The 26986-nt window shown below is 49.4% G+C and carries 24 protein-coding genes and 2 tRNA genes; 15 read left to right on the top strand and 11 right to left on the bottom strand.

Annotation, left to right across the window (positions count from 1 at the left end):
- Nucleotides 1-522 precede the first annotated feature (522 nt).
- Entirely contained in the window at nucleotides 523-1605 is a 1083-nt protein-coding gene (locus tag ACFOE0_RS14455; protein WP_248937139.1) for a hypothetical protein, read from the top strand.
- Nucleotides 1606-1909: 304 nt separating this feature from the next.
- Here ACFOE0_RS14455 and ACFOE0_RS14450 read toward each other — a convergent pair.
- The 3 genes from ACFOE0_RS14450 to ACFOE0_RS14440 form a co-directional block, all read right to left on the bottom strand.
- Nucleotides 1910-2000, bottom strand: a tRNA-Ser gene (locus ACFOE0_RS14450).
- Between the two features lie 175 nt (nucleotides 2001-2175).
- A complete protein-coding gene (gene hda, locus ACFOE0_RS14445; protein WP_248937138.1) occupies nucleotides 2176-2886 on the bottom strand; it encodes a DnaA inactivator Hda in 711 nt (236 codons plus the stop codon).
- Nucleotides 2887-2999: 113 nt separating this feature from the next.
- The gene (locus tag ACFOE0_RS14440) at nucleotides 3000-4088 is read right to left on the bottom strand and encodes a DUF2066 domain-containing protein (RefSeq protein WP_248937137.1); all 1089 of its coding nucleotides are present in this window, start codon (nucleotides 4086-4088) and stop codon (nucleotides 3000-3002) included.
- 190 nt (nucleotides 4089-4278) lie between these two features.
- On the opposite strand from ACFOE0_RS14440, the gene ACFOE0_RS14435 reads away from it, so the two are divergent.
- Nucleotides 4279-5538 (top strand): uracil-xanthine permease family protein, encoded by a 1260-nt coding sequence (locus ACFOE0_RS14435; RefSeq protein ID WP_248937136.1) that lies wholly within the window; start codon nucleotides 4279-4281, stop codon nucleotides 5536-5538.
- Nucleotides 5539-5600: 62 nt separating this feature from the next.
- Here ACFOE0_RS14435 and ACFOE0_RS14430 read toward each other — a convergent pair whose 3' ends face one another.
- Entirely contained in the window at nucleotides 5601-5939 is a 339-nt protein-coding gene (locus ACFOE0_RS14430) for a Grx4 family monothiol glutaredoxin (RefSeq protein WP_283106527.1), read from the bottom strand.
- A 225-nt stretch (nucleotides 5940-6164) separates the two neighbouring features.
- On the opposite strand from ACFOE0_RS14430, the gene sodB reads away from it, so the two are divergent.
- From sodB to ACFOE0_RS14410, 4 genes are all read left to right on the top strand, one after another.
- The gene (sodB, locus tag ACFOE0_RS14425; protein WP_248937135.1) at nucleotides 6165-6749 is read left to right on the top strand and encodes a superoxide dismutase [Fe]; all 585 of its coding nucleotides are present in this window, start codon (nucleotides 6165-6167) and stop codon (nucleotides 6747-6749) included.
- Between the two features lie 220 nt (nucleotides 6750-6969).
- A complete protein-coding gene (locus ACFOE0_RS14420; protein WP_248937134.1) occupies nucleotides 6970-8904 on the top strand; it encodes a PrkA family serine protein kinase in 1935 nt (644 codons plus the stop codon).
- A gap of 54 nt (nucleotides 8905-8958) precedes the next feature.
- Nucleotides 8959-10227 carry a YeaH/YhbH family protein gene (locus ACFOE0_RS14415; RefSeq protein ID WP_248937133.1) on the top strand — a complete coding sequence of 423 codons (1269 nt, stop codon included), beginning with the start codon at nucleotides 8959-8961 and terminating at the stop codon, nucleotides 10225-10227.
- A gap of 11 nt (nucleotides 10228-10238) precedes the next feature.
- Nucleotides 10239-11759, top strand: coding sequence for a SpoVR family protein (locus tag ACFOE0_RS14410; RefSeq protein WP_248937132.1), 1521 nt, complete (start codon nucleotides 10239-10241; stop codon nucleotides 11757-11759).
- Between the two features lie 60 nt (nucleotides 11760-11819).
- Here the strand turns inward: ACFOE0_RS14410 and fadR are convergent, their stop codons facing one another.
- The gene (fadR, locus tag ACFOE0_RS14405; protein WP_248937131.1) at nucleotides 11820-12539 is read right to left on the bottom strand and encodes a fatty acid metabolism transcriptional regulator FadR; all 720 of its coding nucleotides are present in this window, start codon (nucleotides 12537-12539) and stop codon (nucleotides 11820-11822) included.
- Between the two features lie 310 nt (nucleotides 12540-12849).
- On the opposite strand from fadR, the gene nhaB reads away from it, so the two are divergent.
- Nucleotides 12850-14433 carry a sodium/proton antiporter NhaB gene (gene nhaB, locus ACFOE0_RS14400; RefSeq protein ID WP_248937130.1) on the top strand — a complete coding sequence of 528 codons (1584 nt, stop codon included), beginning with the start codon at nucleotides 12850-12852 and terminating at the stop codon, nucleotides 14431-14433.
- An 86-nt stretch (nucleotides 14434-14519) separates the two neighbouring features.
- Nucleotides 14520-15026, top strand: a complete 507-nt coding sequence (gene dsbB / locus ACFOE0_RS14395) for a disulfide bond formation protein DsbB (RefSeq protein WP_248937129.1) — start codon at nucleotides 14520-14522, stop codon at nucleotides 15024-15026.
- Nucleotides 15027-15614: 588 nt separating this feature from the next.
- Here the strand turns inward: dsbB and ACFOE0_RS14390 are convergent.
- Nucleotides 15615-15705 (bottom strand) — tRNA-Ser (locus tag ACFOE0_RS14390).
- 209 nt (nucleotides 15706-15914) lie between these two features.
- Here ACFOE0_RS14390 and ACFOE0_RS14385 point away from each other — a divergent pair.
- Both ACFOE0_RS14385 and fabA read left to right on the top strand, forming a co-directional pair.
- Nucleotides 15915-17516, top strand: coding sequence for a S16 family serine protease (locus ACFOE0_RS14385; RefSeq protein ID WP_248937128.1), 1602 nt, complete (start codon nucleotides 15915-15917; stop codon nucleotides 17514-17516).
- A gap of 67 nt (nucleotides 17517-17583) precedes the next feature.
- The gene (gene fabA / locus ACFOE0_RS14380; RefSeq protein ID WP_115137747.1) at nucleotides 17584-18099 is read left to right on the top strand and encodes a bifunctional 3-hydroxydecanoyl-ACP dehydratase/trans-2-decenoyl-ACP isomerase; all 516 of its coding nucleotides are present in this window, start codon (nucleotides 17584-17586) and stop codon (nucleotides 18097-18099) included.
- Nucleotides 18100-18513: 414 nt separating this feature from the next.
- Here fabA and bamC read toward each other — a convergent pair whose 3' ends face one another.
- Both bamC and dapA read right to left on the bottom strand, forming a co-directional pair.
- Nucleotides 18514-19608, bottom strand: a complete 1095-nt coding sequence (bamC, locus tag ACFOE0_RS14375) for an outer membrane protein assembly factor BamC (RefSeq protein ID WP_248937127.1) — start codon at nucleotides 19606-19608, stop codon at nucleotides 18514-18516.
- Nucleotides 19609-19611: 3 nt separating this feature from the next.
- Nucleotides 19612-20496, bottom strand: a complete 885-nt coding sequence (dapA, locus tag ACFOE0_RS14370) for a 4-hydroxy-tetrahydrodipicolinate synthase (protein ID WP_248937126.1) — start codon at nucleotides 20494-20496, stop codon at nucleotides 19612-19614.
- Nucleotides 20497-20663: 167 nt separating this feature from the next.
- On the opposite strand from dapA, the gene ACFOE0_RS14365 reads away from it, so the two are divergent.
- Nucleotides 20664-21203, top strand: a complete 540-nt coding sequence (locus ACFOE0_RS14365) for a glycine cleavage system protein R (RefSeq protein ID WP_248937125.1) — start codon at nucleotides 20664-20666, stop codon at nucleotides 21201-21203.
- A 39-nt stretch (nucleotides 21204-21242) separates the two neighbouring features.
- The gene (bcp, locus tag ACFOE0_RS14360) at nucleotides 21243-21710 is read left to right on the top strand and encodes a thioredoxin-dependent thiol peroxidase (protein ID WP_248937124.1); all 468 of its coding nucleotides are present in this window, start codon (nucleotides 21243-21245) and stop codon (nucleotides 21708-21710) included.
- A 37-nt stretch (nucleotides 21711-21747) separates the two neighbouring features.
- On the opposite strand, the gene ACFOE0_RS14355 is transcribed toward bcp, so the two are convergent.
- Nucleotides 21748-22371, bottom strand: a complete 624-nt coding sequence (locus ACFOE0_RS14355; RefSeq protein WP_248937123.1) for a LysE/ArgO family amino acid transporter — start codon at nucleotides 22369-22371, stop codon at nucleotides 21748-21750.
- Between the two features lie 134 nt (nucleotides 22372-22505).
- Between ACFOE0_RS14355 and ACFOE0_RS14350 the strand changes: the two genes are divergently transcribed.
- Complete coding sequence (locus tag ACFOE0_RS14350) at nucleotides 22506-23399, top strand: LysR family transcriptional regulator ArgP (RefSeq protein ID WP_248937122.1); 894 nt, start codon at nucleotides 22506-22508, stop codon at nucleotides 23397-23399.
- Here the strand turns inward: ACFOE0_RS14350 and ACFOE0_RS14345 are convergent.
- A complete protein-coding gene (locus ACFOE0_RS14345) occupies nucleotides 23393-24514 on the bottom strand; it encodes an AI-2E family transporter (protein WP_248937121.1) in 1122 nt (373 codons plus the stop codon). The two genes, ACFOE0_RS14350 and ACFOE0_RS14345, sit on opposite strands and share 7 nt — an antisense overlap.
- 166 nt (nucleotides 24515-24680) lie before the next feature.
- Entirely contained in the window at nucleotides 24681-24905 is a 225-nt protein-coding gene (locus tag ACFOE0_RS14340) for a sulfurtransferase TusA family protein (protein WP_248937120.1), read from the bottom strand.
- A 141-nt stretch (nucleotides 24906-25046) separates the two neighbouring features.
- Here ACFOE0_RS14340 and bepA point away from each other — a divergent pair, with 141 nt between their 5' ends.
- Together bepA and arsC are read left to right on the top strand one after the other, a co-directional pair.
- Entirely contained in the window at nucleotides 25047-26501 is a 1455-nt protein-coding gene (gene bepA / locus ACFOE0_RS14335) for a beta-barrel assembly-enhancing protease (protein ID WP_115137738.1), read from the top strand.
- Nucleotides 26502-26635: 134 nt separating this feature from the next.
- Nucleotides 26636-26983, top strand: coding sequence for an arsenate reductase (glutaredoxin) (gene arsC / locus ACFOE0_RS14330; protein ID WP_115137737.1), 348 nt, complete (start codon nucleotides 26636-26638; stop codon nucleotides 26981-26983).
- Nucleotides 26984-26986: the final 3 nt, after the last annotated feature.

Raw genomic sequence — 26986 nt, 5'->3', positions numbered from 1 at the left:
AAGCTGTTTTTACACCAATTAATACAATCCTTCATCATTTTGGTCAGGGATCAGCCGGGTTCCCGGAAAAATCAAAAAGTGTGTCAGATAGAACAACAGCAGCAATGCTTAAATCAGCTCGGTCGGAAATTCCTTCGTTAATATCAGAGCCAGGCTGAACAATCCAGTTAAAGCCCTGTCTGCCAAGTCAAGGCAGTAGCCATATAGCCAGCGCCCTCTTTATCAAGGATTAGTCTCTGGATACTGGTGTTTTACGGCTCTTTGCGCACATAAATCTCCCTTCAAAACAACTCGCAATCACCATTCCCGCCACTGACTCCCACAAATAGCGTCATAACTTATGCCACGACAAGATTGCCATCATTTATATTATTTGTAATATATATAGGAGTTCAGGATTGCAGTGAATATATAGTCTTGTGATTTTTTGGCCTGCTCTATGCGTTGTAGCCATAACAAACTGGGGCATCAAAGCTCTACCGGTTATGCCTCTACAAAAATAAGATATGGAGGGAAAACACAATGAGAAGTTTACTGACCTTACTGTTACTCTGCGCAGTATCAACTACGTCAGTGGTCGAAGCTAAACCGAGACTGGAAGGCTTTGTACTGAGAGGCGATCACAGCGGTGCTGTGGGCGAAAGAAACCACTTTGACAATCCAAATGGTTCAACATGGGCAACCCATGTTGATGGCATTGTCGTACAGGCCGAGTGGGCCCACCTGCAACCAACCAAAAATGGTCCTATCAGCAGCAACAATGTTATCGATCAGGCTATTGCCGCGGTCGAGCAGTGGAACTCAGCTAACCCAAACCATACCCTAGGCATCAAATTAAGAGTTTTTTCAGGTATCTATTCTCCTGCCTGGGTCAGCGAGGAAACCGGTTCCTTTTATGCACAATATAAGAATGGCAAAGAAGGAGAACTCCCTTTTTACTGGAAGAACAAAGTGTTTCGACCACTCTGGAGGGACTTCCAGAGCAAGTTGGCTGCCAAATACGATGCTGAATCTGTCGTCCGTGAAGTCGCTGTTTCAGGATGTATGACACATAATGCTGAAACCATGTGGCGTAACCCAAGAGACAACAGTCGGGATGATGGCAGAAAGAACATCGACATCATGATAGAAAATGGCCTTACCCTGGCTAAAGATGAAAATTGTCTGCAGTGGCAAATCAGAGTGGCGGCAAATAAGTGGCCTAACACACATATCGGCATGGCCTATAACATGTGGAAAGACTACGAGAATGGCTGGGCCAAAAAGCCGGCTTTTGTTGACAGCCTGATGGACTATTGTCTGGAGCGGGCTCCTGGACGTTGTATTTTGGGTAACAACTCTCTCGGGTTAAACGATATCGGCGATGAAAATAAGACAGATGATGTCACTTACTATCTGAAGCGAAAAGGTGGTGCAGGAAACCTTATCTATATCCAGACTGAAACCGTGGCCACAGACATTCACCAGGCAATCAATCATGGAGCCGATAAGTTACACGCTGCCATGGCAGAGCTACCTAAATTAAAAGCTATGAATAAGGTGAGCCCTGATTATCTTGGCGGCACTGATATGCAGGATGCGAGACTGAACTTAAAAAACAACTGATATCCCGGCTATGGAGAGCTTAATCTCCCCCTGCGGGACTGTCTCGTCGAAGATGCAGTAAAAAGGCTCGCTACTTCTGGCGAGCCTTTCATCGAATATATCGGGGAACCAGGGATTCAAGCTCTTGATATAAGTTGTAAACCCTAAATAGCAAAAAGCCCGCTTAAGGCTAAGCGGGCTTTCTTAAATATGGCGGAGGATCAGGGATTAAAGCCCTTTATATAAGTCTGGATGGGCGTCCCATCCTGCAAAACCCTAAATAGCAAAAAGGCCCGCTATTTCTAGCGAGCCTTTTCATCGAATATGGCGGAGGAGCAGGGATTTGAACCCTGGATAGGCTATTAACCTATGCCGGTTTTCAAGACCGGTGCATTCAACCACTCTGCCACCCCTCCGAACGAGATGCATAGTATCTTCACCGATTTATACTGTAAAGCGATTTACACCAAAATATAGTTCAACAAGCTGTTTTTAAAGCAGTTTGCGTTAATTTTCAGCATCGACCTCTGAAAACTTACACTTTCACGGTTCAAAAACAAAAAAGCAGCGTCAACACGCTGCTTTATTCGCTCAGAGCCTGAGCATCTCTTTCACAAAAGGAATGGTCAACTTACGTTGATGTATCATGGAAGCCTTGTCCAATCTGTCCAGCACATCAAACAAGGTTCGCATATCTCTTGCCATACGATTCAGCAAAAAGCGGCCAACATCTTCAGGTAACTGCAAACCACGCATTGCGGCACGACGCTGAAGTGCCGCCAGCTTCTCCTCATCTTCCATTGGGTGCAATTGATAAATCAGCCCCCACTGCATTCTTGATTCGAGATCCGGTAACAGAAAACCCGCTTCTGAAGGTGAACTGCTGGCACTGACCACCAAAGCCCCCTGCTTATGCTCTGCCATACGATTGTAGAGATCGAATATGGCTTCTTCCCAGACGGGGTGACCGGCAATCGCGTCAATATCGTCTATGCAAACCAAATCGACCTGTTCCAGCCCTTCCAGCAGTGCCGGGGAAATACTGGCGTGAATACCCAGCGGGATGTAAAAACTTCTGCGTTCAAGATCATTGGCACGGGCACAGGCAGCGTGTAACAGATGAGTACGGCCGGACTTTCCTGGTCCCCATAAATACAGAGGCTTGCTGGCCTCTCCGGCTGCAGAAGATTGAAGCTTTTGAATTAGCTGATCATTTCCTGCTGCTGGGTAATAACTTTTGAAGGTTTCATCATCCGGCAAATGGACAGGCAAGGACAATTGCAGAGGTGAGTTTTGGGTCACTCAGATATTTCTCAATAATATTAACAGAGAGTCATGGACGCCAGTGTATCACGGGCATCTCGACCAGGTAAAAGCCTGAGCGCTTCCTCAGGCCTCTTTGGTGACTTTTTGACTTAGTGCCAGCGATATTCCATTGGTGTTGCGTTATTCCCGTTGCTATCTATTTCTGCAAAGGGATCTACGGCTAGCGTCACGGCTTCCAGTCTGGGCTCCAGGTTCAACTGACGCTCGAGATCTTGCTCTGAACCAAACAGAGTAAAGCGGTAAACCACTTTCGCACCTTGAATACTGGCTATCACCGCCGTCTTGGCCACTGTCAGCTGTCCAACATACTGCTCAAGGGCTTTAAGTTTTGTCATGGTGTCGATACCTTCAAACACCACAGACACCTCTTCGTTGAAGCCGGAATCCGCTACGGCATACTGACTGACAAAGTATTGGCTCAAACCAGAAACCATAGCGTTAGCCGCTTCTGCATCCGAAACCACAGTCATGGCAGACTCAGTCAATGGCCGCCAAATCCCACTATCCTCTTTCATGGGATAGAGGTCGAATCGATAGGTTGTCATGCCGTCTGCCTGTTGCTGAATATTTGCCAGCGCAAAATAATCAGCCTGGTATCTGCCGGAAGCGTTGGAAACGGCTTCAGGGAAGTTGCCCCGAACATCCGCTTCGCTAACCTGCATCATGTCGTCCAAATCCATAACAGGGAACAGCAAAGGTACCCCCTGATCTGTGGCGTCCTGCTCAAACAACTTACGCAGCACCTCTCCCGATGCATCGGACAAAAGGTTTCGCTGCATATTTTCATCCTGGAACGACAGCCACACCAGAACCAAAGGACGTTGCTTGCCCCACACGGGCACCTGCGCCTGACGCAGCAGTTGAATAATCCGGCGTTCATCGAACTGGCCTTTCAGATACAACTGCCCTTCTTTGTCCTCGTAACCAAACTGCACCAGATATCCGTTTGGATTTTTTACCTGAGCTGCAATAACAGGATTTTGCAGCACACTGGCATCACCTGTGTTTTTAACGATCACTTTTGCCAGAGCGGCTTTGAGGGCTGCGTTCTTATCGGCATTAGAGCGTGACTCGACCGGCACACTGGCCTGATCAAGACCTTTCACCTCTACGGCAAAGGCAGGGTTTATAAATGCAGGTATAAACACCAGCACCAACAGGAAAATATGTTTAAGCATTGACAGGAAAATAGGTTAACCGGCTTAAGGAGCACTGAGTGTACCACAAATGCTATAGATGGCGAGACACTGCCGGACAGGGGGAGTGATGACTTTAGAATTGAAAACAAATTTCGTGAGCACACGCTCGGACGGAGCAAAAATCAGCTGGTACTATAGAAAGGTTTTGGCCCAATAAAAAGAGAAAAACATGTCCCGACTGACACTGCCCTTGCAGGGCGCGCAAATGCTGTTCGTCGCATTCGGAGCTTTGGTTTTGATGCCATTGATCACCGGACTCGACACCAGTGTTGCCCTGTTTACCGCTGGTATTGGTACTTTACTGTTCCAGTTTATCACCAAACGCCAGGTTCCAATCTTCCTCGCTTCATCATTCGCCTTTATCGCCCCCATACTGTACGGCGTACAAACCTGGGGCATTCCTGCCACCATGGGTGGCCTGATGGCTGCCGGTGTTATGTATCTGCTGCTGGGCACCATGGTGAAAATCAAAGGTACCGGCTTTATTCACCGTCTGCTGCCACCTGTGGTTGTAGGGCCTGTGATTATTATTATCGGTCTGGGCCTGGCACCAATGGCCGTGAATATGGCCTTGGGTAAAACCGGAGATGGCTCTGCAGTCCTGGTAGACCCCGATACTGCCTTGATTGTGTCACTGGCGTCTTTGCTGACCACTATCGCCATTGCCGTTTGGGCCAAAGGCCTGCTGAAACTGATGCCCATTCTTGGCGGTATTCTGGTTGGCTATGGACTGAGCCTGATGTTTGGCATTGTCGACTTTACTAAAGTTGAACAGGCGCCATGGTTCGCAATCCCCAACTTTGTTGCGCCTGAATTTCACTGGCAAGCCATTCTGTTCATGATCCCTGTTGCCATCGCCCCGGCGGTTGAGCATATAGGTGATATCCTGGCGATCTCCAACGTGACCGGTAAGGATTACTTCAAAAAACCTGGCCTGCACCGAACTCTGGCCGGTGATGGTGTAGCAACCATAGCTGCAGCGACCTTTGGTGGACCACCAAACACCACTTACTCAGAAGTTACCGGTGCGGTAAGTCTGACCCGTAATTTCAACACCAGCATTATGACCTGGACTGCCATCACCGCCATTTTGATGGCCTTTGTCGGCAAACTGGGCGCACTGATGCAAACCATACCTGTGCCGGTTATGGGCGGTATTATGTGCCTGTTGTTCGGTTCGATCGCTGCTGTAGGTCTGAACTCCCTGATCCGCAACAAGGTAGACCTGGGTGAACCACGCAACCTATGCATTGTGGGTGTAACCCTGGTATTCGGCATTGGCGGTATGGCCTTCGGTATCGGCTCCTTCAGCCTGCAGGGCATCAGCCTGTGCGGTATCGTTGCTATCCTGCTGAACCTGGTGCTGCCTGCCACCCCGGCACATATTAAAGCTGAGCTGGCCCAGTCCCGGGAGAACCTGACGGAGTAAGCTCCCCCGGACAATAAAAAACCCCGCAATGCGGGGTTTTTTAATTTTTGGCCGGAGAAGAATTAAGCTTCTTCTTCACCTTTATATTTGGCAGCAACTTCTTTAACCAAAGTCTGCAGTTCGCCCTGCTGGTACATTTCGACCATGATGTCGCAACCCCCAACCAACTCACCTTCAACCCACAACTGAGGGAAAGTTGGCCAGTTGGCAAACTTAGGTAACTCGGCGCGGATATCTGGATTTTGCAGAATATCGACATAAGCAAACTGCTCACCGATGTTAATCATGATTTGGCCAGCCTGAGAGGAGAAGCCGCAGCTTGGCAGCTTGGGAGAACCTTTCATGTACAGAATAATTGGGTTTTCAGCGATCTGCTGCTTAATTTTATCTACAGTTTCCATTATGAATCCTAACGCTCACACAATAGTTTTGTGATCCTCATTGTACTTCAGACGTAACCAGAACAAAAACACTATGTTTGTAGGGGTATGTTATATACGGATTTTTAGATGGCGGCGATCTATCCAATCAAACAAACAATGATTCACTTCACATATTTTTTGAGTAGAATAGCTCGCAGTGAGTAAGTCTGTTTAAAGACAATGACATCCATGGAGAGAAGCAAAATGGCTTTCGAATTACCAGCATTACCTTATGCAATGAACGCTCTGGAACCACACATTTCACAGGAAACTCTGGAATATCACTACGGTAAGCACCACAACACCTATGTGGTAAAGCTGAACGGTCTGATTGAAGGTACTGAGCTGGCTGGCAAGTCTCTGGAGGAGATCGTTAAGACCTCTACCGGTGGTGTATTCAACAACGCCGCTCAGGTATGGAACCACACCTTCTACTGGAACTGCCTTGCGCCAAATGCCGGTGGTGAACCTACAGGTGCCATCGCTGACGCCATCAATGCTGCTTTCGGCTCTTTCGACGCATTCAAAGAAAAATTCAATGACAGCGCCGTAAACAACTTCGGTAGCTCATGGACCTGGTTGGTGAAGAAAGCTGACGGTTCTCTGGATATCGTTAACACCAGCAACGCTGCAACACCTCTGACCGAAGAGGGTGTTACCCCAGTAATGACCGTTGACCTGTGGGAACACGCTTATTACATCGATTACCGCAACCTGCGTCCTGATTACCTGGCCAACTTCTGGCAGCTGGTAAACTGGGACTTCGTTAACCAGAACTTTGCTGGCTAAACGACTCTCGGTGTAAATAAAAGGAGCCCAAGCGGCTCCTTTTTTGTTTTTTATCCCTCTTCCACCCACAAGTGCAACTGTTGCTTTTGCAACTATTTCTTATTGTTTTTTCTAAACTTTTTTTTGCCAACTCTGGTTTCTTAACGCTATGCTTAATCCTAGGTGAGCAGAATTTGACCTGCCTGCCTCTACAATTTGACAGGCGTTTCAGGGGGGCGATATGAGCATATTTGAGCATTACCAACAACGCTATGAAAAGAAGCTTGATGAGGAGTACACCCTGCAGGAGTTTCTTGACATCTGTAAGCAGGATCGCAGCGCTTATGTGTCTGCGGCAGAACGTTTGCTGATGGCCATCGGTGAGCCTGAAGTAATCGACACCTCAAAAGATCCGGTGCTCAGCCGCATCTTTTCCAACCGACTAATCTCCAGATATCCCGCATTCGCTGACTTCTATGGTATGGAAGAGGCGATCGAACAAATTGTTTCTTATCTCAAACATTCCGCACAGGGTCTGGAAGAATCCAAACAGATTCTTTACCTCTTGGGTCCTGTGGGCGGTGGTAAATCCTCGCTGGCGGAAAAACTCAAAGCGCTGATGCAAAAAGTGCCCGTTTATATTCTCAGTGCAGACGGTGTCCGTAGCCCGGTCAATGATCATCCATTCTGTCTGTTTGATGCAGAAGAAGATGGCAAGGTGCTGGAAAAAGAGTACAAGATCCCCAACCGCTACCTGAAAACCATCATGTCGCCATGGGCAGTTAAACGTCTGCACGAGTTTGGTGGTGACATCAGCCGCTTTAAAGTCGTTAAAGTGTATCCATCAGTACTGGATCAACTGGCAGTGGCCAAGACTGAGCCAGGCGATGACAATAACCAGGATATTTCATCTCTGGTGGGTAAAGTGGATATTCGTCAATTGGAGCATTTTGCTCAGGATGACGCAGATGCCTACGCATACTCAGGTGCTCTATGTCGTGCCAACCAGGGCTTGATGGAATTTGTGGAGATGTTCAAAGCCCCCATCAAGGTGCTGCACCCGCTGCTGACTGCAACCCAGGAAGGTAACTACAACGGCACCGAGGGTCTGTCTGCCCTGCCCTATAACGGCATTATTCTGGCTCACTCCAACGAATCCGAGTGGTCCAGTTTCCGCAATAACAAGAACAATGAAGCATTCCTCGACCGTGTGTATATCGTCAAGGTGCCTTATTGTCTGCGGGTGTCCGAAGAGATGCAGATTTACCAAAAGCTGCTTCAGAATTCCGAACTGTCGCAGGCGCCATGTGCCCCAGGCACACTGGAAACTCTGGCGCAGTTCTCTGTACTGTCACGTATCAAGGCACCGGAGAACTCCTCCATCTACTCCAAGATGCGGGTTTATGATGGTGAAAGCCTTAAAGATACCGACCCCAAAGCCAAGTCTTACCAGGAGTATCGTGATTACGCAGGTGTAGATGAGGGGATGCAGGGGCTATCAACCCGTTTCGCCTTTAAGATCCTCTCAAGGGTGTTTAACTTCGACCACTCCGAAATTGCCGCCAACCCGGTGCATCTCTTTTATGTGCTGGAGCGCCAAATCGAGCAGGAACAGTTCCCCAATGAAATGGCCGAGCGTTATCTTGAGTTCCTGAAAGGTTATCTGATCCCCAAATATGTCGAGTTTATCGGCAAGGAGATCCAGACAGCTTATCTGGAGTCCTACTCAGAGTACGGCCAGAACATCTTCGACCGTTATGTCACCTATGCTGACTTCTGGATCCAGGATCAGGAATACCGTGACCCTGAAACCGGTCAGTTGTTTGACCGCGCCGCCCTGAACGGCGAGCTGGAGAAGATCGAAAAGCCAGCAGGCATCAGCAATCCAAAGGATTTCCGTAACGAGATCGTGAACTTTGTACTGCGTGCCCGGGCCAACAATGAAGGCAATAACCCTCAATGGACCAGCTATGAAAAGCTGCGCACAGTGATCGAGAAAAAGATGTTCTCCAACACTGAGGACCTGCTGCCGGTTATCTCCTTCAATGCCAAAACCTCAACCGAAGATCAGCGTAAGCATGACGACTTCGTCAACCGCATGATGGAGAAAGGCTATACCAAGAAACAGGTGCGCCTGCTCTCCGAATGGTATCTGAGAGTACGTAAGTCCTCTTAACCATCCGAACACTGTGGGGGCTACCCGCCCCCAACTTTCCTGTGGGAGGTGCGTATGGCTAACTTTATTGACAGGCGATTGAATGCCAAAGGAAAGAGCACGGTTAATCGCCAGCGTTTTCTCAATCGCTATAAACAGCAGATCAAAAAAGCGGTAAGCGATGCCGTAACCCGTCGCAGTGTCACTGATGTGGATAAAGGTGAGCAGATCTCCATTCCAACCAGGGATATCAGCGAACCTATGTTCCATCAGGGGCGTGGTGGTGTGCGCGACCGTATTCACCCGGGTAATGACCAGTTCACCCGTGGCGATAAAATTGAACGTCCACCTCAGGGTGGCGGTCAGGGCTCTGGTCAGGGGGAAGCCTCTGATTCTGGAGAGGGTCAGGACGACTTTGTTTTTCAGATCTCCAAGGATGAGTATCTGGAGCTGCTGTTTGAAGATCTTGAACTGCCCAACCTGCAAAAAAACCGGTTAAATAAACTGGTTGAATATCAAACCTACCGTGCCGGCTACACAACGGACGGTGTCCCCACCAACATGAATATAGTGCGCTCTTTGCGCTCCTCTCAGGCACGGCGTATTGCCATGACCGCCGGTAAAAAGAAGGAGCTGAAGGAGCTGGAAGCCAGGCTGGAGTCTTTGGAAAATACGCCCGGCGCCAATGCCGAAGAGATACTGTCTCTAAGAGATCAGATTGAGGAGCTGAAACGCAGAATTGACCGTGTGCCTTTCATCGACACTTTTGATCTCAGGTACAACAACTTCGCCAAACGGGAAATACCCACCAGTCAGGCGGTCATGTTCTGTCTGATGGATGTATCAGGCTCAATGGATCAGGCAACCAAGGATATGGCCAAGCGCTTCTATATTCTGCTTTACCTGTTCCTGACCCGCACCTACAAAAACCTGGAGGTGGTCTATATCCGACATCACACCCAGGCCAAAGAGGTGGATGAGCATGAGTTTTTCTACTCTCAGGAAACCGGTGGCACCATAGTATCCAGTGCACTTAAGCTGATGAACGAAATTCAGCGCGAGCGCTACCCTGCTGACGAGTGGAATATCTACGCCGCCCAGGCATCCGATGGCGACAACTGGGCTGATGATTCACCCAACTGCAGCAAACTGTTGTCACAACAGATCTTGCCCACAGTGAGATACTTCAGCTATATCGAGATCACCAACCGCGCTCACCAGACGTTGTGGCGCGAATATGAATCCCTCCAACAACAATTCGACAATATTGCCGTACAGCACATACGCCAGGCAGAAGACATCTACCCTGTATTCAGGGAACTATTCAAAAAACAGGCGGTGTAAGGAGGTACTTAATGGGGAAACGCAAACATGAGCCGTTAAGTGACGGCCCGGACTGGAGCTTTGAGCTGCTTGAGCAATACCAGGCAGAGATCAAACGGGTCGCGGAGCATTACCGGCTTGACTCCTATCCAAACCAGATAGAAGTGATCACCGCAGAGCAGATGATGGATGCCTATGCGGGAATCGGTATGCCCATAGGCTATACCCACTGGTCATTCGGTAAGAAGTTTATCGAAACTGAGCAGAGTTATAAGCGCGGGCAGATGGGACTGGCCTATGAGATTGTAATTAACTCAGATCCTTGTATCGCCTATCTGATGGAAGAGAATACAGTCACCATGCAGGCATTGGTGATGGCCCATGCCTGCTATGGTCACAATAGCTTCTTCAAAGGTAACTACCTGTTCAAGACCTGGACGGACGCCAGCTCGATTATCGATTACCTGGTGTTTGCCAAAAACTATATCGCCGAATGTGAAGAGCTCCATGGTTCACGTCAGGTGGAAGATATTATCGACTCCTGTCATGCACTGATGAATTATGGTGTCGACCGATACAAGCGGCCGGTGGAGATCTCCTTCCGGGAAGAGCAGGTGCGACAGAAAGAGCGTGAAGCCTATCTGCAAAGCCAGGTCAATGACCTGTGGCGTACTATCCCCAAGGGCCAACAGGAGGAAGGTCAGGCCCAAAAGAAACGTTTTCCCGAAGAACCTCAGGAAAATATTCTCTACTTTATTGAGAAACATGCACCTTTGCTTGAGCCCTGGCAGCGGGAGATTATCCGTATCGTCCGTAAAATGGCCCAGTACTTCTATCCTCAGAAGCAAACTCAGGTGATGAACGAAGGCTGGGCGACCTTCTGGCACTACACCATACTCAACCACCTGTATGACGAAGGTAAAGTAACAGATCGCTTTATGCTGGAGTTCCTGCAAAGTCACACCAGTGTAGTGGCCCAGCCGCCATACAATAGTCCTTATTACAGCGGAATTAACCCCTATGCACTTGGCTTTAATATGATGGTGGATATTCGCCGTATCTGCGAAAACCCCACCGAAGAAGATAAAGCCTGGTTCCCTGAAATGGCGGGCAGTGATTGGTTGGAAACCCTGCATTTTGCGATGCAGAACTTTAAGGATGAGAGCTTTATCAGCCAGTATCTGTCGCCCAATATCATGCGCCAGTTCAAGTTTTTTGGCATCAATGATGATGACAGTAAAAACTATCTGGAGGTCAGCGCCATTCATGACGACCAGGGCTACCGTGATATTCGTCAGATGCTATCCCAGCAATACAACCTGTCCAATCTGGAGCCCAATATTCAGGTGTATAACGTGGATGTATCCGGGGATCGCTCACTGACGCTCAGATATGTGCCGGTTAACCATATTCCACTGGCAGACAGTCATGCAGAAGTCCTTAAGCATCTGCATCGACTCTGGGGCTTTGATGTTACGCTGGAGCAGGAGTGCGACGATGGCACTATCGTCGAGTTGGCAGCATGCCCGGTGAAAACCGAGGAGTCATCCTAGTGCTGCTACCTCAAACAAAAACACCGCCATCAGGCGGTGTTTTTTATGCGCAACACAACATCAAGAATTGTCCTGGGCGATATCCGCAGGCATGGCATCACGCAGTTGCATCCACATCTTACCCGAATCAATACCATAGCTACGCATCAGCACAGGTACCTGTTCGTAATCACCGGCCTGAGCAAGCAACTCCAACTTCTGGTAAAACGCCAGCGCCAGCTGTCTCGCTTCAGGGCTGGTGAAGTAGTAACGCCCTACTCGGCTGTAAAGCCCTTTAAACCCGTTCAGGATAAGCACGTAAAGTGGGTTTCCTGAGTGGAAGGCAAACGAGTGATGCAGGTTGTAGTCAAACTCTGCATAGGCATCGGGAGTGTCTTCCATATCATGGATTGCACTGAGAGTTTCCAACGCTATCTGAGGGCTGTGACGCAGGGCCCCACGGAAATAGATAGCACTGATATTGGTGCGGGCAGACAGGAGTTGGTCTACCAGCTCAGGGAAACCTTCCGGGTTCAGATCCGCAATGGTTTCCAGAATATTCAGCCCTGAGGTCTCCCAAAAATTGTTCACCCGGGTTGGCTTACCATGTTGAATGGTCAACCAGCCATCACGGGCAAGACGCTGCAGCACTTCTCTCAGGGTTGTCCGTGTGACCCCAATCAACTCGGACAGCTCGCGCTCAGCAGGTAAAATGGACCCGGGAGGGAATTTGTTTTCCCAGATAGATTGCACTATGTACTTCTCAGCAAAGCTGGCAGGCCCTTTGGCATTGATTATCATCAGCCGTTAATCCAATGGTTATGCATATTTATTATGGAGGGCACTCATCATACCAGATGGACAAAAAATGAAAACCACTGGAGCAAAATCGGGATTAAGATCAAAAGTTAATCGCATTTTCTTGGTCAAATTTGAAACAAACAAATATAGTCTGCTGCTGAATTTGCAGTGCAGCTCTGCTTTTTAATATTTAGCAATCGCTAAGCCACTACATTCAGAGTATCGTTTGCGGTACACTTTTGCCCCGCCGTCAGGCGCGCAACATTTTCACAAACAACACTTAACATTCTTTTGTTTTAGAGAGGGTGCCATGCCTTTGACAATGAGTCAGGCGTTTATTGGTAACTTCTTGGGTAACTCACCCAAGTGGTACAAAATCGCAATTCTGTCGTTCTTAGTAATTAACCCGATACTCTTCTATATCAATCCATTCGTCGCCGGATGGGTATTGGTTATCGAGTTTATCTTCACTTTGGCGATGGCGCTTAAATGTTATCCATTGCAGCCCGGTGGCCTGTTGGCCATTGAAGCCGTCTTGATTGGCATGACCAGTCCAAGCATGGTGCTGCATGAGATTGAAGCCAACCTGGAAGTATTGCTGTTGCTGGTCTTTATGGTCGCCGGTATTTACTTTATGAAGCAGCTGCTGCTGTTTGGCTTCACCAAGATGATCACCAAGGTTCGCTCCAAGCTGGCCGTATCTTTGCTGTTCTGTGGCGCATCTGCTTTCCTGTCTGCCTTCCTGGATGCGCTGACCGTAATCGCAGTAATCATCGCTGTGGCTGTGGGCTTCTACGCCATTTACCACAAAGTGGCATCTGGTAAAGATTTCGGTGCTGATCATGACCACACCAATGATGGTCAACAGGCCCTGAACACTGAAGAGCTTGAAGCTTTCCGTGGCTTCCTGCGTAACCTGCTGATGCACTCTGGTGTAGGTACCGCTCTGGGTGGTGTATGTACCATGGTGGGTGAGCCTCAAAACCTGATCATTGCAGCACAGGCCAACTGGTTGTTTGCAGAGTTCTTTATCCGTATGTCTCCGGTTACCATTCCGGTATTGTTTGCCGGTCTGACAACCTGTTTCCTGGTTGAGAAGTTCAAAATCTTCGGTTACGGCGCTGAGCTGCCTGAGTCTGTTCGTCAGATCCTGTGTGACTATGATGCACACGAAGATGCAAGCCGTACCAACAGAGATAAAGTTAAGCTGATTGTTCAGGCACTGGTTGGTATCTGGCTGATTGTGGGTCTGGCTCTGCACCTGGCTTCTGTGGGTCTGATCGGTCTGACCGTTATCATTCTGTGTACTGCGTTTAACGGCATCACCGACGAGCACGCTCTGGGTAAAGCTTTTGAAGAAGCACTGCCATTTACCGCACTGCTGGCGGTATTCTTCGCCGTTGTAGCCGTTATTATCGACCAGAAGCTGTTTGCACCTGTGATTCAATGGGCACTGGAGTTTGAAGGCAACATGCAGCTGGTGATCTTCTTTATCGCCAACGGCCTGCTGTCTATGGTGTCTGATAACGTATTCGTGGGTACCGTATATATCAACGAAGTGAAAGCCGCCCTGTTGAGTGGCCAGATCACCCGTGACCAGTTCGATATGCTGGCCGTGGCCATTAACACAGGTACCAACCTGCCGTCAGTTGCCACACCAAATGGTCAGGCTGCGTTCCTGTTCCTGCTGACTTCAGCACTGGCTCCGCTCATCCGACTGTCCTACGGTCGCATGGTATGGATGGCCTTGCCATACACCATAGTACTGTCTGTAGTTGGTCTGCTGACCATCGAAACCGGTTTCCTGACCGAGATGACTCACTATTTCTATGAAATTGGAGCACTTGGCCACCACACTGCCGCTGAAGCCGTTTCTTCTGCAGTGGGTCATTGATCACAGTTGACCTGAAAAGGTGACTTGAGTAAAGTCCTGAAACGCCCGCAAATGCGGGCGTTTTTTCATTGGTTCAGGAGTTTACCGTGACAGGACTAACCAGATTCGCCCAATCCCGCCTCGCCTGGTATCTGCTTGGGGGCAGCGCCCTTCTGCTTGAAGCTACCGCCCTATTCTTTCAATATGTCATGCACCTGAACCCCTGTGTAATGTGCGTCTATCAAAGGGTCGCTGTACTGGGTATTTTGCTGGCCGGCCTGCTGGGCAGCATTGCACCAAAGAGCATGCTGAGATTTCCGGCCTATCTGCTTTGGATAGTCAGCGCAGGTTGGGGGCTTATGCTGGCAACCGAGCTTTACAATATCCAGTCAGATCCCTCTCCTTTTGCCACCTGTGACTTTATGCCCAACTTCCCCGAAAGCCTGCCGTTACATGACTGGCTGCCACAGGTATTTATGCCCACGGGAATGTGTACAGATGATGTTTGGGGCATGCTGGGACTGTCCATGACTCAGTGGATGCAGATAGCCTTCAGCATCTATCTGATTATGGCTGTGGTTTTTCTGCTGCCATTATTCAGAAAAGCAAAATAGACGTCAGGTTTCCCCGCTTCTGTTGTTGGGTAAGCGCGATAGTCGCGCAGAGTCAATATTGAACACAGGGTAACGCAATGGAAGGTCGCACTCAGATGCGGCCTTTTTTACGGCGAAAAATCCAGAGCAGCGGGATGACAGACTAAGCCGGATTGGCAAACGGGAAAAAATGAGAGTGTGAGCCCTTGGTGTGATTAGAATTGACGTCCCATCATACGAACCCTAATTAGCAGAAGGCCTGCTCTTGCGAGCTGGCCTTTTCATCGAATATGGCGAAGGAGCCGGGATTAAAGCCCTTTATACGAGTCTGGATGGGCCAGCCCATCCTTAAAACAAAAACGCCAGTAACTTGCATTACTGGCGTTCTGTAGAATATAGCGGATGACCCGGGATTCTAGCTCTTGGTATGAGTTGGATGGGCCTCCCATCCTGCAAAAACCTAAATAGCAAAAAGGCCCGCTATTTCTAGCGAGCCTTTTCACATCATATGGCGGAGGAGCAGGGATTAAAGCCCTTGATATGAGTCTGGATGGGTATCCCATCCATCAGTAAAAAGCCCGCTTAAAACTAAGCGGGCTTTTCTAAATATGGCGGAGGAGCAGGGATTTGAACCCTGGATGGGCTATTAACCCATGCCGGTTTTCAAGACCGGTGCATTCGACCACTCTGCCACCCCTCCGGATGACGGGCATAATAGCCAGCGACCTTTTGCTTGTAAACAGTAATTTTGTATACCCCTGACTGTTCGTCGAAATTTAGCCCAAACCGACAGTTTTTCATTCGAATCTAACCTTTTCATTGCCCCGTGATACCGGATAAACGCAAAACCGAACTGAGGATGAATGGAATGTGCTAATATCGCCGTAATTTTTCGAAAAAAAGATAAACATGACATCTACCAAGATACCGGTGACCGCGCTGGCGCCGCAATACGCTTTTGGCCAGAGCTCAGTGCCATCTGCAGAAGCTTTACTTGTTGGTCAGGAACGCCTGCAAAACACCATAAAACTCGCCTTGGCTTCCGGTCAGAACCTGTATATCGCCGACTTCAGCGGGATCGCCCGTGACTTGCTGCTGCATTCCCTGCTACAGCAATATAAGCAAAGCAGCTGGCAATATCTGAGAGGCAATATTCGACGCCAGGATCTTATCGGCCAACGTCTTGCAGATGGTTCGTGGGCACCAGGGGCTCTGGCTAAATCACAACACCTGGTCATCGATGCTGAGTCATTGATCAAAAGAGAAAACCTTTGGGAACTGTTATGCCATTGTCTGGAACACAATCAAATCCAGCAGGCCAATGGTGACACCGTAGCTCTGAAAGCCAAAGTCACTCTTATCGGCAATGGTGAGCTGTACGCAGGCTTGAGATATCAGGAAAGCCGCTTCATTGAACTGTTTCCCCTGCTGGCCGAAATGTCCCATGAACTGGATCTCGGCAGACACAGCGTGGATGAATATGCCGCCTTTTTACATGCCCTCGCCAGTTCCCGTGAGCTGACACTCCATGAGTCAGCACTGCAACCCCTGTGTCAATTCAGTGCCCGTCTGACAGAACATCAGCAGAGATTGAGCCTGAGCTCGGGAGAAATGGTACGACTGTTAGCTCAAGCAGCAGCTTTAAGTGAAAACCCTCATCTTGATGCCGGAGCCATCCAGGCAGCGATGGAGGCCAGACAGTTCAGACACAATGCCTCAGAGCTGTTTGCAGCACAGAGTTTTGATGATGCCTTTATCAACCTGCCCACAGAGGGTGAAGTTATCGGCCAAATTAACGGCCTGACCGTTATAGACTCTATCGATTTTTGCTACGGCGAGCCCGCGCGCATTACCACCTCAGTACACTATGGAGATGGTGAGGTTGCTGATATTGAAAGAAAATCCGAACTTGGCGGAAATATTCATGCCAAGGGCATGATGATTCTGTCCGCCTGCCTGTACCGGATATTCGGTCGTGACGCCCCGCTGCACCTTAACGCCAATATTGTATTTGAGCAGTCCTATCAGGAGATTGATGGAGACAGTGCATCTCTCGCCGAATACTGCTGTTTGATTTCAGCCATTGCTGAACAACCCATCAACCAGTCGTTAGCCGTCACAGGCGCACTGGATCAGCTGGGTAACGTCCAGGCTATTGGTGGCGTAAACGAAAAAATTGAAGGTTTTTTCAACCTGTGTTTCCGCAGAGGATTGACGGGTAATCAAGGGGTTATCATTCCCCGGGCTAATCTCCAGCAGTTGAACCTGCCCAGCCGTGTCATTGAGGCTGTTAATGAAGGTCAGTTCCACCTTTATCAGGTCGCGCATATGGATGAAGCCGTTGAGCTGCTGATGAACAAACCTGCTGGCGAAGCAGATGAAAATAACAATTTCCCTGATGAGACACTGTACGGATTAGTGCAACAAAGACTCGATAAACTGGCAGGCCATGGGGAAGAAGAGCTAGGCTTTTGGGAAAGGTTGAGATCCAGATTAGGATTTTCCAGCTGATCGGAGTTGTTAGGCGTACACCTGTTCGCTAATCTTGGCGTCAACAAAATCAGGAGTACCTATAACAATGACTAAAGCTAACAGTTACAGCAAAGAAGAATTGATGGCCTGCGGGTATGGAGATCTGTTCGGACAAAACTCCCCTCGCCTGCCCGTAGACAATATGTTGATGCTGGATCGCATTGTGACCATCAATGAAGATGGTGGCGAATTTGGCAAAGGCGAAATCATTGCTGAACTGGATATCAACCCTGATCTTTGGTTCTTCGACTGCCACTTCCCGGGTGACCCTGTCATGCCTGGCTGTTTGGGCCTTGATGCCATGTGGCAGCTGGTTGGCTTCTATCTGGCCTGGGAAGGTGCACAGGGTAAAGGCCGTGCATTGGGCGTAGGTGAAGTTAAATTTACCGGCCAGGTGCTTCCAGGCGCTAAAAAAGTGACCTACAAGCTGAATATCAAACGTACCATCCACAGAAAACTGATCATGGGCATCGCCGATGCGACACTGGAAGTGGATGGCCGCGAAATCTACAGCGCGACAGATTTGAAAGTAGGCGTGTTCTCAGACACCTCTACCTTCTGATTCGCCTTCACGAAGCCACCTGTTATCGGGTGGCTTTGACTTTTATCTGTTCCAAGGCTTCCTTTCCCTTCCAACTCTTTTTGCTTCTTGTGGCAGTTCGTTGCTTGCTTCCTGCATTTGCCCCACTGTAAAGACTCACCAGAACACTCCTGCAGCACTTAGTGCCTATCCTGGACCATGAGACCGGCATAACGCCTGAATACGGTCTGCGGGCGACTCCAAGCCCCCTGCGCCGCTTTCTCCCGGCAGTTCGACCTCAGATAGCATAATGGCGTTATCTCATGACTCAGGGGCTTAAGGTATCAGCGCATTTCCAGACTGTGATCACTCTTCTATTCCAACAGCGAGCGGGAGTGACTGACTTTGATCAGGCAATAAAAAAGCGCCCAGTGGGCGCTCTTTTATCAAGTTTGCTTAGCGTACCTTACGGTCTTCGCTCATCAGCTCTTTAAAGGCGTTGTAAACACCCTCAATAACCTCATTGTCCAGTGGCTCATCTGAGATGCTGCGCAGCAGGATGCGGGTTTGGTCAGGGTTATCTGTGTTTTCCAACAGCAGACGGTAACCACCTTTCTCCAGTGGCAACTCTTCGTCACCCCACAGGGAACTCCAGAAGCCAGAGTCATCATCATAGTTGATAAAGATCAGTTTCTTGTTGCGGTCCATATCGGCCACTTCGAAGCCCATCTCAGGCAACACAATGCGCAAACGGTTCCACACCTTATCGAAATCAGCTTCGGCCAGATAATAGGCCTGCTCAGTGTTTTCCAGTTCAACCTGAATACCCAGGCTTTCCTGAACTCGCTTGGCACGCAGTGCTTTGTCACGCTGCAGACTCATATAAGCAATCGCAGAGTTCAGCATATCAATGGTATAGCGACGCTTGTCCTCACCAGTCAGCAGCGAGTCCTGAGCGTCACCATCATAGCTTTCCTGGTGATCCAGCAGCTCAATCACAATGGCACCGGTACGGCCGTGTGGGCGAACCTGAACGTCAAAGCGGTACTTCTGTTTAAGGCTGTACACCTTGTCAGAGCCAAACATGCTGGAGTCGACCACTTCCTGGTACTCAATCCAGTCTGTATCGATTACACCTGACTCATAGTTCTGGCTGGCAACAGCAATCTCTCGCTTGGCCAGAAAAGCCAGCAGGTAATCAAACATTTCACGCTTAAGATCGATTTGATTGTCGACAGACTCAACCACAATCTTGATGCTGTCACTGCCCTCTTCAACATGAGTACCTTCTGCCATTGGCAGAACCTGCAGAGGAGGTCGAATATCCAGTTGGGTGCCGACTAAAGTGGCATCGGCCTTGGGGCCCAGCTCTGGAATCGCAAATTCGCGACTGTATGTCGGCGCTTTTAATCCTTCAGGGATCGCCAGCTCAGCGCGGCCGGCACCTGCATTCAGGTATTCTTCGTTGCCATTGGCCTGACGGCGTTCCATTGGTGTACTGCAGGCTGCCAGGGTAGACACCAGCAGCACAGGGGTAAGATGCTTGAGCATGTATCAGATAACCTCTATTTGGGCTTTTTCCATCGCTTGCACTAGTTGACCATGATAAGTGTCGGAAAGTTCAGTCAAAGGTAAGCGAATATAGTTATTATTAATCAGTCCCATGCGGTGGACTGCCCATTTTACCGGAATTGGGTTTGCTTCACAGAAGAGGTCCCGGTACAAACCGCGTAATGGCTCATCATATTGACGGGCAAGTTCAGCATCGCCTTTAAGCGCCGCTTCACACATAGCTTTAAATGCCTTTGGTGCCACATTATTGGCCACAGAGATAACACCGTCGCCACCCAGTAACAAAAACTCACAGGCGGTAGCGTCATCGCCACTGTACAGCTTAAAGTCTGCGCCGCAAAGCTCACGTAACCGACTGACACGCATAAGATCGCCTGTCGCTTCTTTCACACCGATAATATTCTCGACCACAGACAACTCTGCAACCGTCTCAGGTAACAGATCGACAGCAGTACGGCCGGGTACATTGTAAAGAATTTGAGGCACATCAGTGCTGGCGGCCACCGCTTTGTAGTGTGCAACCAGGCCTTTTTGGGTGGGTTTATTGTAATAGGGAGTCACGCCCAGCATGGCATCGACGCCTACTTTGGACAGTCCCAGAGTCAGTTCAATGGCTTCAGCCGTGGCATTACCACCATTACCTGCGATAACTGGAATCCGGCCCGCGACAAATTTTACAGTTTGAGCAACGACTTCAATATGCTCAGCTACCGGCAGCGTGGCCGACTCACCAGTGGTACCGACAGAAACGATAGCATCCGTTCCTTCGGTGATATGAAACTCAACCAATCTCTCCAAACTGGCGTAATCGACTTTACCCTCTGCCGTCATCGGCGTGATCAGGGCAACTATGCTTCCGTTTAACATCTGACTTCCCCAAGAATTCTGGAGAAGCTATGGTACTGATGCTGCAGAATAATGACAAGCGGCCACAGGGCTATCAAAACGAATAACTTATGGTAGCATTATTGGCCGCTGAACCTTCTGGTTCACCGCAGCTGAACTTAGATGTCGAAATACAACGAGGAAAATGCATGACCAACTACCTGGTCGTCACGGCCATGGGGGCTGACCGTCCCGGTATAGTCAGTAAGCTGGCACGTTTAGCCAGTGATTGTGACTGTGATATCGTCGACAGCCGCATGGCGATATTTGGAAACGAATTTACCCTGATCATGATGGTTTCAGGCTCCTGGGCTGCAATTACCAAAATAGAAACCAGTCTGCCCGGTCTGAGTCTCGAGCTGGAGCTGCTTACCGTCATGAAGCGCACCTCCAAACATACTCCTCAAAACTATATCTCCCGCATTGAAGTTAACTTCCAGGGCAGCGACCAGCGCGGCACCATGAAGCAGATTACTCAATTTCTTGCTGACAGAGCGCTGGACCTGGGCGCTGTTCGATCTCACGCGGAAGAAGATGAACAGGGTAACCAACACCAATCCATTTTTCTGGCCATCAATATTCCTGAAAAAGTTGAACTGGAAAAGTTGGAAAAGAGTATCTATGAGCTCGCAGAAGAGATGTCACTGGAGTGCTCAATAAAGCATATGCAGGGTATTGAAGCGTCCTGATATCGCCAGTCGAACTAGAAAACCAAGAAGGAAATGCCCATGAAAACATTGGTAGCCGGTGATAAGGCCCCCATGTTCACGCTTAAAGATCAACAGGACAATCAGGTTTCTCTGGAAGAGTGTCTGAAAAAAGGTCCGGTTGTTGTTTACTTTTATCCCAAGGCGCTGACCCCAGGCTGCACTGTTCAGGCCTGCGGACTGCGCGATACCAAAGCCGAATTGGATGCCTTGAATGTCACGGTACTGGGTATCAGCCCGGACCCTGTGGCCAAACTGGCCAAATTTGCAGACAAGCATGAACTCAACTTCTCACTGCTGAGTGACGAAGACCATGCTATCGCCGATGCATTTGGCGTTTGGGGCGAAAAGAAGTTTATGGGCAAAATCTATGATGGTATTCACCGCCTGAGCTTCCTGGTGGATCAGGATGGCAAAGTCCAGCATGTGTTCAACAAGTTTAAAACCAAAGACCACCACGAAGTGGTGCTGAACTATCTGAAAGGTTAAATTAAAAAAGGTCCCGCGGGACCTTTTTTGTTTTACATCAACCAAGCATCTTCATGTAAGGCCACATCAGGGCCACTGCGATACTCCACATAGTCAGACAGATACACCTGTCCAATATCCGCCACGCGACCGGCTTTTCAAATAAAGGTCCCAACAGACGTGCACCAAAGCTCAGACTGAAGAACCACAGGAAGGACGCCAATATAGCCCCGGCACCAAACCAGGGACGCACTGTGTCATCAAACTGAGTACTGATACTGCCCAGCAGCACTACAGTATCCAGATACAGATGCGGATTCAGCAAGCTGATCCCAAGCGTAGTCAATACCGCTTTTCTCAGGGTATCAGCCCCCTGCTCCTGCTGCAGATCCAGACCTTTAGTCCTGAAGGAGTCTCTAAGTGCATTAGCCCCATACCAGATAAGGAATATGGCACCACCAAAGCTGGCCAGATGCTTAATCATGGGCATACTGGTGATCAAATGCCCCAGGCCCATCACACCGGCAGTAATCATCAATGCGTCTATGATTGAACACAAAATGGCAATGGGCAGCGGATAACTGCGTTTAATCCCCTGTTTGAGCACGAACGCATTCTGTGCACCAACAGCCATGATCAGGCTGCCACCTATAGCTATACCTTGAATAAATGCTGTCTGCATGACTACTCCAAAAGTCATATCCGATAACCGATGACGCCAGAGTACAGGCAACAGAATCACAAGTTAAACTAATATTTTTTATACTCCATCAGTTTTGCTAATATCCATATAAATTCGACAAAATATCGTCATTCATGTTTGATTATCTGCAACTTAAGGCGCTGGCTACCGTTGTCTCTGAAGGGGGTTTCGAACGGGCAGCTAAAGTGCTCAACATCACTCAGTCGGCTGTATCCCAAAGGGTCAGAACCCTTGAGGAGAAAATCGGTCAGTCGCTGGTGATCCGCAGTGTACCTGTGGAAGCCACCCCTTTGGGGAAGCGACTGTTGCGCCATTATGCTCAGGTCGAGATGCTGGAGCAGGAACTGCAGGCAGAAATGGATGGAGATGATCCCAGTCAGCCAACCACAGTGAGCATAGCGGTTAACGCAGATACCCTGGCCACCTGGTTTCTACCCGCCCTGTCTCCCCTGTTCAATCGGCGCAATTGGCTGATGGAATTGATTGTGGATGATGAGTCCTACACACATAACCTGCTGCGTAATGGCGATGTGGTTGGTTGTGTTACCACCACAGAAGAGGCGCTGCCCGGCTGTAAGAGTGACCCACTGGGAACCATGGAGTATCTGTGTGTCGCAACGCCTGAGTTCAGGGACAGATATTTCGCTGACGGAATTAACAAAGAGGCGCTGCTGGCCGCCCCTGCGGTGATATTCAGCACCAAGGACAAGCTCCATCACAAGTTTCTGAAGCGCTATTTCGATCTGGATGAAGTCAATATCTGGCAGCACACCATTCCCTCATCAGAGGGCTTTTTGGATGCCGTTCGAAATCATATGGGGTATGGCTTGGTGGCCCATTTGCAAGCCCAGCCGCTGCTGGAGACCGGCGTGCTGGTAGAGTTGACCCCCGGGATGAGGAAAGAGGTGCCCCTGTATTGGCAACACTGGAACATCAAAGCCAAGCAGACCACACTGATCTACCGGGCTTTGATTGCCAGCAGTCGCCAGTTGCTGCTGAGTTACTGACCAACCCGGGATTCTAGCTGCTTGTCGGCAGCCTCCTGCTCTCCCGGATCAGCCGATGACTGCGGCGGTAACTCGGGCCAGGCATTAATCACGGCTTTAATAAGCGATGCCAGAGGAATAGCAAAGAACACGCCCCACACTCCCCATAACCCACCGAACACCAGCACAGCGGCAATAATAATCACAGGGTGCAGATCTACGGCGTCAGAAAACAGTAAAGGCACCAGCAGGTTGCCATCCAGCGCCTGAATGATGCCATATCCCAGCATCAGATAAGCGAACTCTGAGCTGAATCCCCACTGGAAGAAAGCGACCAGAGCAATAGGCAGGGTCACCAAAGTAGCGCCAACATAGGGGATCAACACCGACAGCCCGGTCAATACCCCGAGCAAGGCGGCATAACGTAAATCCATGATGGCAAAAAAGATATAGCTGGCTGCGCCAACGATAATAATCTCCATCACTTTACCCCGGATATAGTTGAATATCTGCTGGTTCATCTCCTCCCACACCTTACTGGCCAATTGACGATTGGCCGGGAAGAAACGTTTGGCCCCCAGCATCAGCTCCTTCTTGTCCTTAAGGAAGAAAAACACCAGCAAGGGAACAAGAATGGCGTACACCATAAGCACCAGCACTGAGGCTGAATACCCAAGCAGGTGTTTACCCAGATCCAGCAGGTGTTGGGTATCCATTAGTTTGCGAGCCTGCTCCACCATGGTATCCAGCTGCTCAGGGGGAATATATTTGGGATACTGACTGGCAAAATCTTCTGCCATGGCCAGGCCCTTATCCAGCATATTTGGCAACTCACTGAGCAGCGACAGTCCCTGTTTCCACAAGCTGGGGATCAAACCAAATACCGTCAGTAACATGACCCCAACAAACAGCACCAGCACCAGCGACGCTCCTGCAGTCCGGTTAACACCAATTCTGGACATCTGGGCTACGGGCCATTCCAGCAAGAAAGCCAGCACCAAAGCCACAAAAATTGGAGCCAGGATGCTGGCGCCAAAGTAAATCAAGGCGGCAAGTGCAATCAGGATAAAGACCAGAGTGACGGCCTGCGGGTCGCTGAAGCGCTTCTTATACCAATGCTGAACAAAACTAATCATGCCACGTCCCAAAATTTGTGTGATTGCAAACAACAGACAGGAGACTGGTGCTCCTTTTATGAATTTATCGGATCTACTCAGGTTAGCCTGGAGGAAATTGTAAATCCGTATTGCGTAAAGTTTATATCATGAGCAAGCATTGAGTCGGTTTCACCACAACCAATACTCAGCCCTCTGATTTGGTGACAACCAAAGCAAGCGCGCCTTCAGCTGTAATGGAGGTTTCCACACTGTGCCCCTGTTTTTTTAAAAATGCGGGAACATCTGAGCGGGAACCTTGGTCTGAAAGCAAGACATGTAATTGCGAACCTGGGGCCAATCCTTTCAGTGTCATTTTGACCCTGACCAAAGGAATCGGACATCGGAAAGCAGTTAAATCAATAAATTCCATAATGATCTTGCTATCGGTAAGGGACGGCCATTATCCTAACTTGCGACTTAAACCTCAAGTCACAGACCCGGCCCCTTCCACTGAGAATGAATATAAAGGACTCGCTTGCGTATATTGAAGCCTTCTCGTTTTGCCCACACTATGGTGGCCGCAGCCCTGAGTTTGACAATGACAGGTTCAGTATTGGCAGACAGTTTCCGTCCTGCCAATGGTTTTTCCGGTAATGACCTGCCGGACTTAGGCACAGCTGCCGTCAACACTTTCAGTCTGGAAAAAGAAAACCAGATAGGCGATGCCTATATGCGGGTGATTCGAGCCTCTGCCCCCGTGGTCAATGATCCTGTGCTGAATCAATATCTGACTGAACTGGGCAACAAACTGGTGGCCCATGCATCTGATGTTAAAACCCCTTTCTATTTCTTCGTGTTACAAAACGATGAAATCAACGCCTTCGCCTTTTTCGGTGGTCATGTGGGGATTCACACAGGCCTGTTTCTAAACGCCGATAATGAAAGTGAACTGGCGTCCGTGCTGGCCCACGAAATTACCCACGTCACCCAAAGACACCTGGCCCGCTCATTTGAAGCTCAGGAGAAAGCGGCTCCTGCCACAGTGGCCGGTATGCTTGGCGCAATTCTTCTGACCATCGCGGCCCCTCAGGCAGGTATGGCGGCGCTGGCAACGACCCAGGCACTGTCAGCGCAAACCAAGATCAACTATACCCGCCTGCACGAAAAAGAAGCTGACCGTATCGGTATGCAGGTGATGGTGGATTCAGGTTTCGATCCCAATGCCGCCGCAGATTTCTTTGGCAAACTGGCGACCCGATACAGATTTACCACCAAGCCGCCTCAGATGCTGCTGACTCACCCATTACCTGAGTCCCGTATCACCGAAGCCCGTAACCGCGCTACCCGCTACCCAGACAGGTATGTTCCTGATGCACTGAACTTCCAGCTGGCGAAAGCCAGGGTGCAGGTACGATTCTCCAGCTACAGCGAGGCCGCTGCGCTGTCTCTGTTTGAGCAACAGCTGACCAAGAAGAATTACGCATTCAAGGAGGCCGCGTTGTATGGCAAGGCGCTGGCACTGTTCCGTATGGATGAATTCGAACAGGCTGAAGAGATTATTGATGAGCTGCTTCGCGGTGACCCCAATAACCTTTTCTATCTGGACACCAAGTCCGATCTGCTGGCCCAGCGCAAAGATTATGACGACGCCATCAATATGCTGGTTGCCGAACGGGAGTTAAAACCGACCTCTCAGGTGGTCAACATTAACCTGGCTCATATCTACAATGAGGCCGACAAGGAAGATCAGGCTATCCCCTTGTTGGAAGACATGATTTTCCTGGATAAAAACAATCCGCTTCCCTATCAATTGCTGACGGACTCATATAAGAAGGCTGGCAACAAATCGATGGAACACTTTGTTATGGCGGAAACCCTGGCATTGGCAGCCGACTACAAAGGTGCTGTTGACCAGTTGAACTTCGCGTTTCGCGCTGCCGAAGGGGATACCCTGCAGCAAGCCAGAATTGAAGCCAGGATCCGTCAGTTCAAACAGGCTGAACAAGCACTTGAAGCCCTGAAGTAAGCTCGCTGACAACACAGCCGGTTTTTTAACCGGCTGTTGTCTCAATCGAAAATACCGCACTATAAAACCGGATTACGCTCACAGTTTTTGGTATCATTCCGCCAATTAGATCAATAACAAAGGATGGTTTTCCCATGACTCAAGCCACCATTTACCACAACCCCCGTTGCTCCAAAAGCCGTCAAACTCTGGCACTGCTGGAAGAGAAAGGTTGTGATATCACCATTGTTGAATATCTGAAAACTGCCCCTGATGCAGATGAAATTAAACAACTGATGAAGCAGTTGGGACTTGCCGATCCACGCGAGATGATGCGCACCAAAGAAGCGGAATATAAAGAGCAGCAACTGGCCTCAGTTGCGGGTGATGACCTGATTGCCGCTATGGCAAGTACCCCAAAACTGATCGAGCGTCCAATCGTAATCATTGGTGGCAAAGCAGTATTTGGTCGCCCACCGGAAAATATTCTGTCACTGCTTTAAGGA

Origin of the sequence: Shewanella submarina (assembly GCF_042646185.1) — a bacterium.
Taxonomy (GTDB): Bacteria; Pseudomonadota; Gammaproteobacteria; order Enterobacterales; family Shewanellaceae; genus Shewanella; species Shewanella corallii.
The sequence above is the reverse complement of the archived record's forward strand: the minus strand, read 5'-3'. Positions and strand labels throughout refer to the sequence as shown.

Excerpts from the sequence above, each read along its gene's own strand:
- ACFOE0_RS14455 (WP_248937139.1), top strand. The coding sequence starts at position 523 with ATGAGAAGTTTACTGACCTTACTGTTACTCTGCGCAGTATCAACTACG.
- ACFOE0_RS14440 (WP_248937137.1), bottom strand. The coding sequence starts at position 4,088 with ATGCTTAAACATATTTTCCTGTTGGTGCTGGTGTTTATACCTGCATTT.
- ACFOE0_RS14435 (WP_248937136.1), top strand. The coding sequence starts at position 4,279 with ATGTCCCGACTGACACTGCCCTTGCAGGGCGCGCAAATGCTGTTCGTC.
- ACFOE0_RS14430 (WP_283106527.1), bottom strand. The coding sequence starts at position 5,939 with ATGGAAACTGTAGATAAAATTAAGCAGCAGATCGCTGAAAACCCAATT.
- sodB (WP_248937135.1), top strand. The coding sequence starts at position 6,165 with ATGGCTTTCGAATTACCAGCATTACCTTATGCAATGAACGCTCTGGAA.
- ACFOE0_RS14420 (WP_248937134.1), top strand. The coding sequence starts at position 6,970 with ATGAGCATATTTGAGCATTACCAACAACGCTATGAAAAGAAGCTTGAT.
- ACFOE0_RS14415 (WP_248937133.1), top strand. The coding sequence starts at position 8,959 with ATGGCTAACTTTATTGACAGGCGATTGAATGCCAAAGGAAAGAGCACG.
- ACFOE0_RS14410 (WP_248937132.1), top strand. The coding sequence starts at position 10,239 with ATGGGGAAACGCAAACATGAGCCGTTAAGTGACGGCCCGGACTGGAGC.
- fadR (WP_248937131.1), bottom strand. The coding sequence starts at position 12,539 with ATGATAATCAATGCCAAAGGGCCTGCCAGCTTTGCTGAGAAGTACATA.
- nhaB (WP_248937130.1), top strand. The coding sequence starts at position 12,850 with ATGCCTTTGACAATGAGTCAGGCGTTTATTGGTAACTTCTTGGGTAAC.
- ACFOE0_RS14385 (WP_248937128.1), top strand. The coding sequence starts at position 15,915 with ATGACATCTACCAAGATACCGGTGACCGCGCTGGCGCCGCAATACGCT.
- fabA (WP_115137747.1), top strand. The coding sequence starts at position 17,584 with ATGACTAAAGCTAACAGTTACAGCAAAGAAGAATTGATGGCCTGCGGG.
- bamC (WP_248937127.1), bottom strand. The coding sequence starts at position 19,608 with ATGCTCAAGCATCTTACCCCTGTGCTGCTGGTGTCTACCCTGGCAGCC.
- dapA (WP_248937126.1), bottom strand. The coding sequence starts at position 20,496 with ATGTTAAACGGAAGCATAGTTGCCCTGATCACGCCGATGACGGCAGAG.
- ACFOE0_RS14365 (WP_248937125.1), top strand. The coding sequence starts at position 20,664 with ATGACCAACTACCTGGTCGTCACGGCCATGGGGGCTGACCGTCCCGGT.
- bcp (WP_248937124.1), top strand. The coding sequence starts at position 21,243 with ATGAAAACATTGGTAGCCGGTGATAAGGCCCCCATGTTCACGCTTAAA.
- ACFOE0_RS14355 (WP_248937123.1), bottom strand. The coding sequence starts at position 22,371 with ATGCAGACAGCATTTATTCAAGGTATAGCTATAGGTGGCAGCCTGATC.
- ACFOE0_RS14350 (WP_248937122.1), top strand. The coding sequence starts at position 22,506 with ATGTTTGATTATCTGCAACTTAAGGCGCTGGCTACCGTTGTCTCTGAA.
- ACFOE0_RS14345 (WP_248937121.1), bottom strand. The coding sequence starts at position 24,514 with ATGATTAGTTTTGTTCAGCATTGGTATAAGAAGCGCTTCAGCGACCCG.
- ACFOE0_RS14340 (WP_248937120.1), bottom strand. The coding sequence starts at position 24,905 with ATGGAATTTATTGATTTAACTGCTTTCCGATGTCCGATTCCTTTGGTC.
- bepA (WP_115137738.1), top strand. The coding sequence starts at position 25,047 with ATGGTGGCCGCAGCCCTGAGTTTGACAATGACAGGTTCAGTATTGGCA.
- arsC (WP_115137737.1), top strand. The coding sequence starts at position 26,636 with ATGACTCAAGCCACCATTTACCACAACCCCCGTTGCTCCAAAAGCCGT.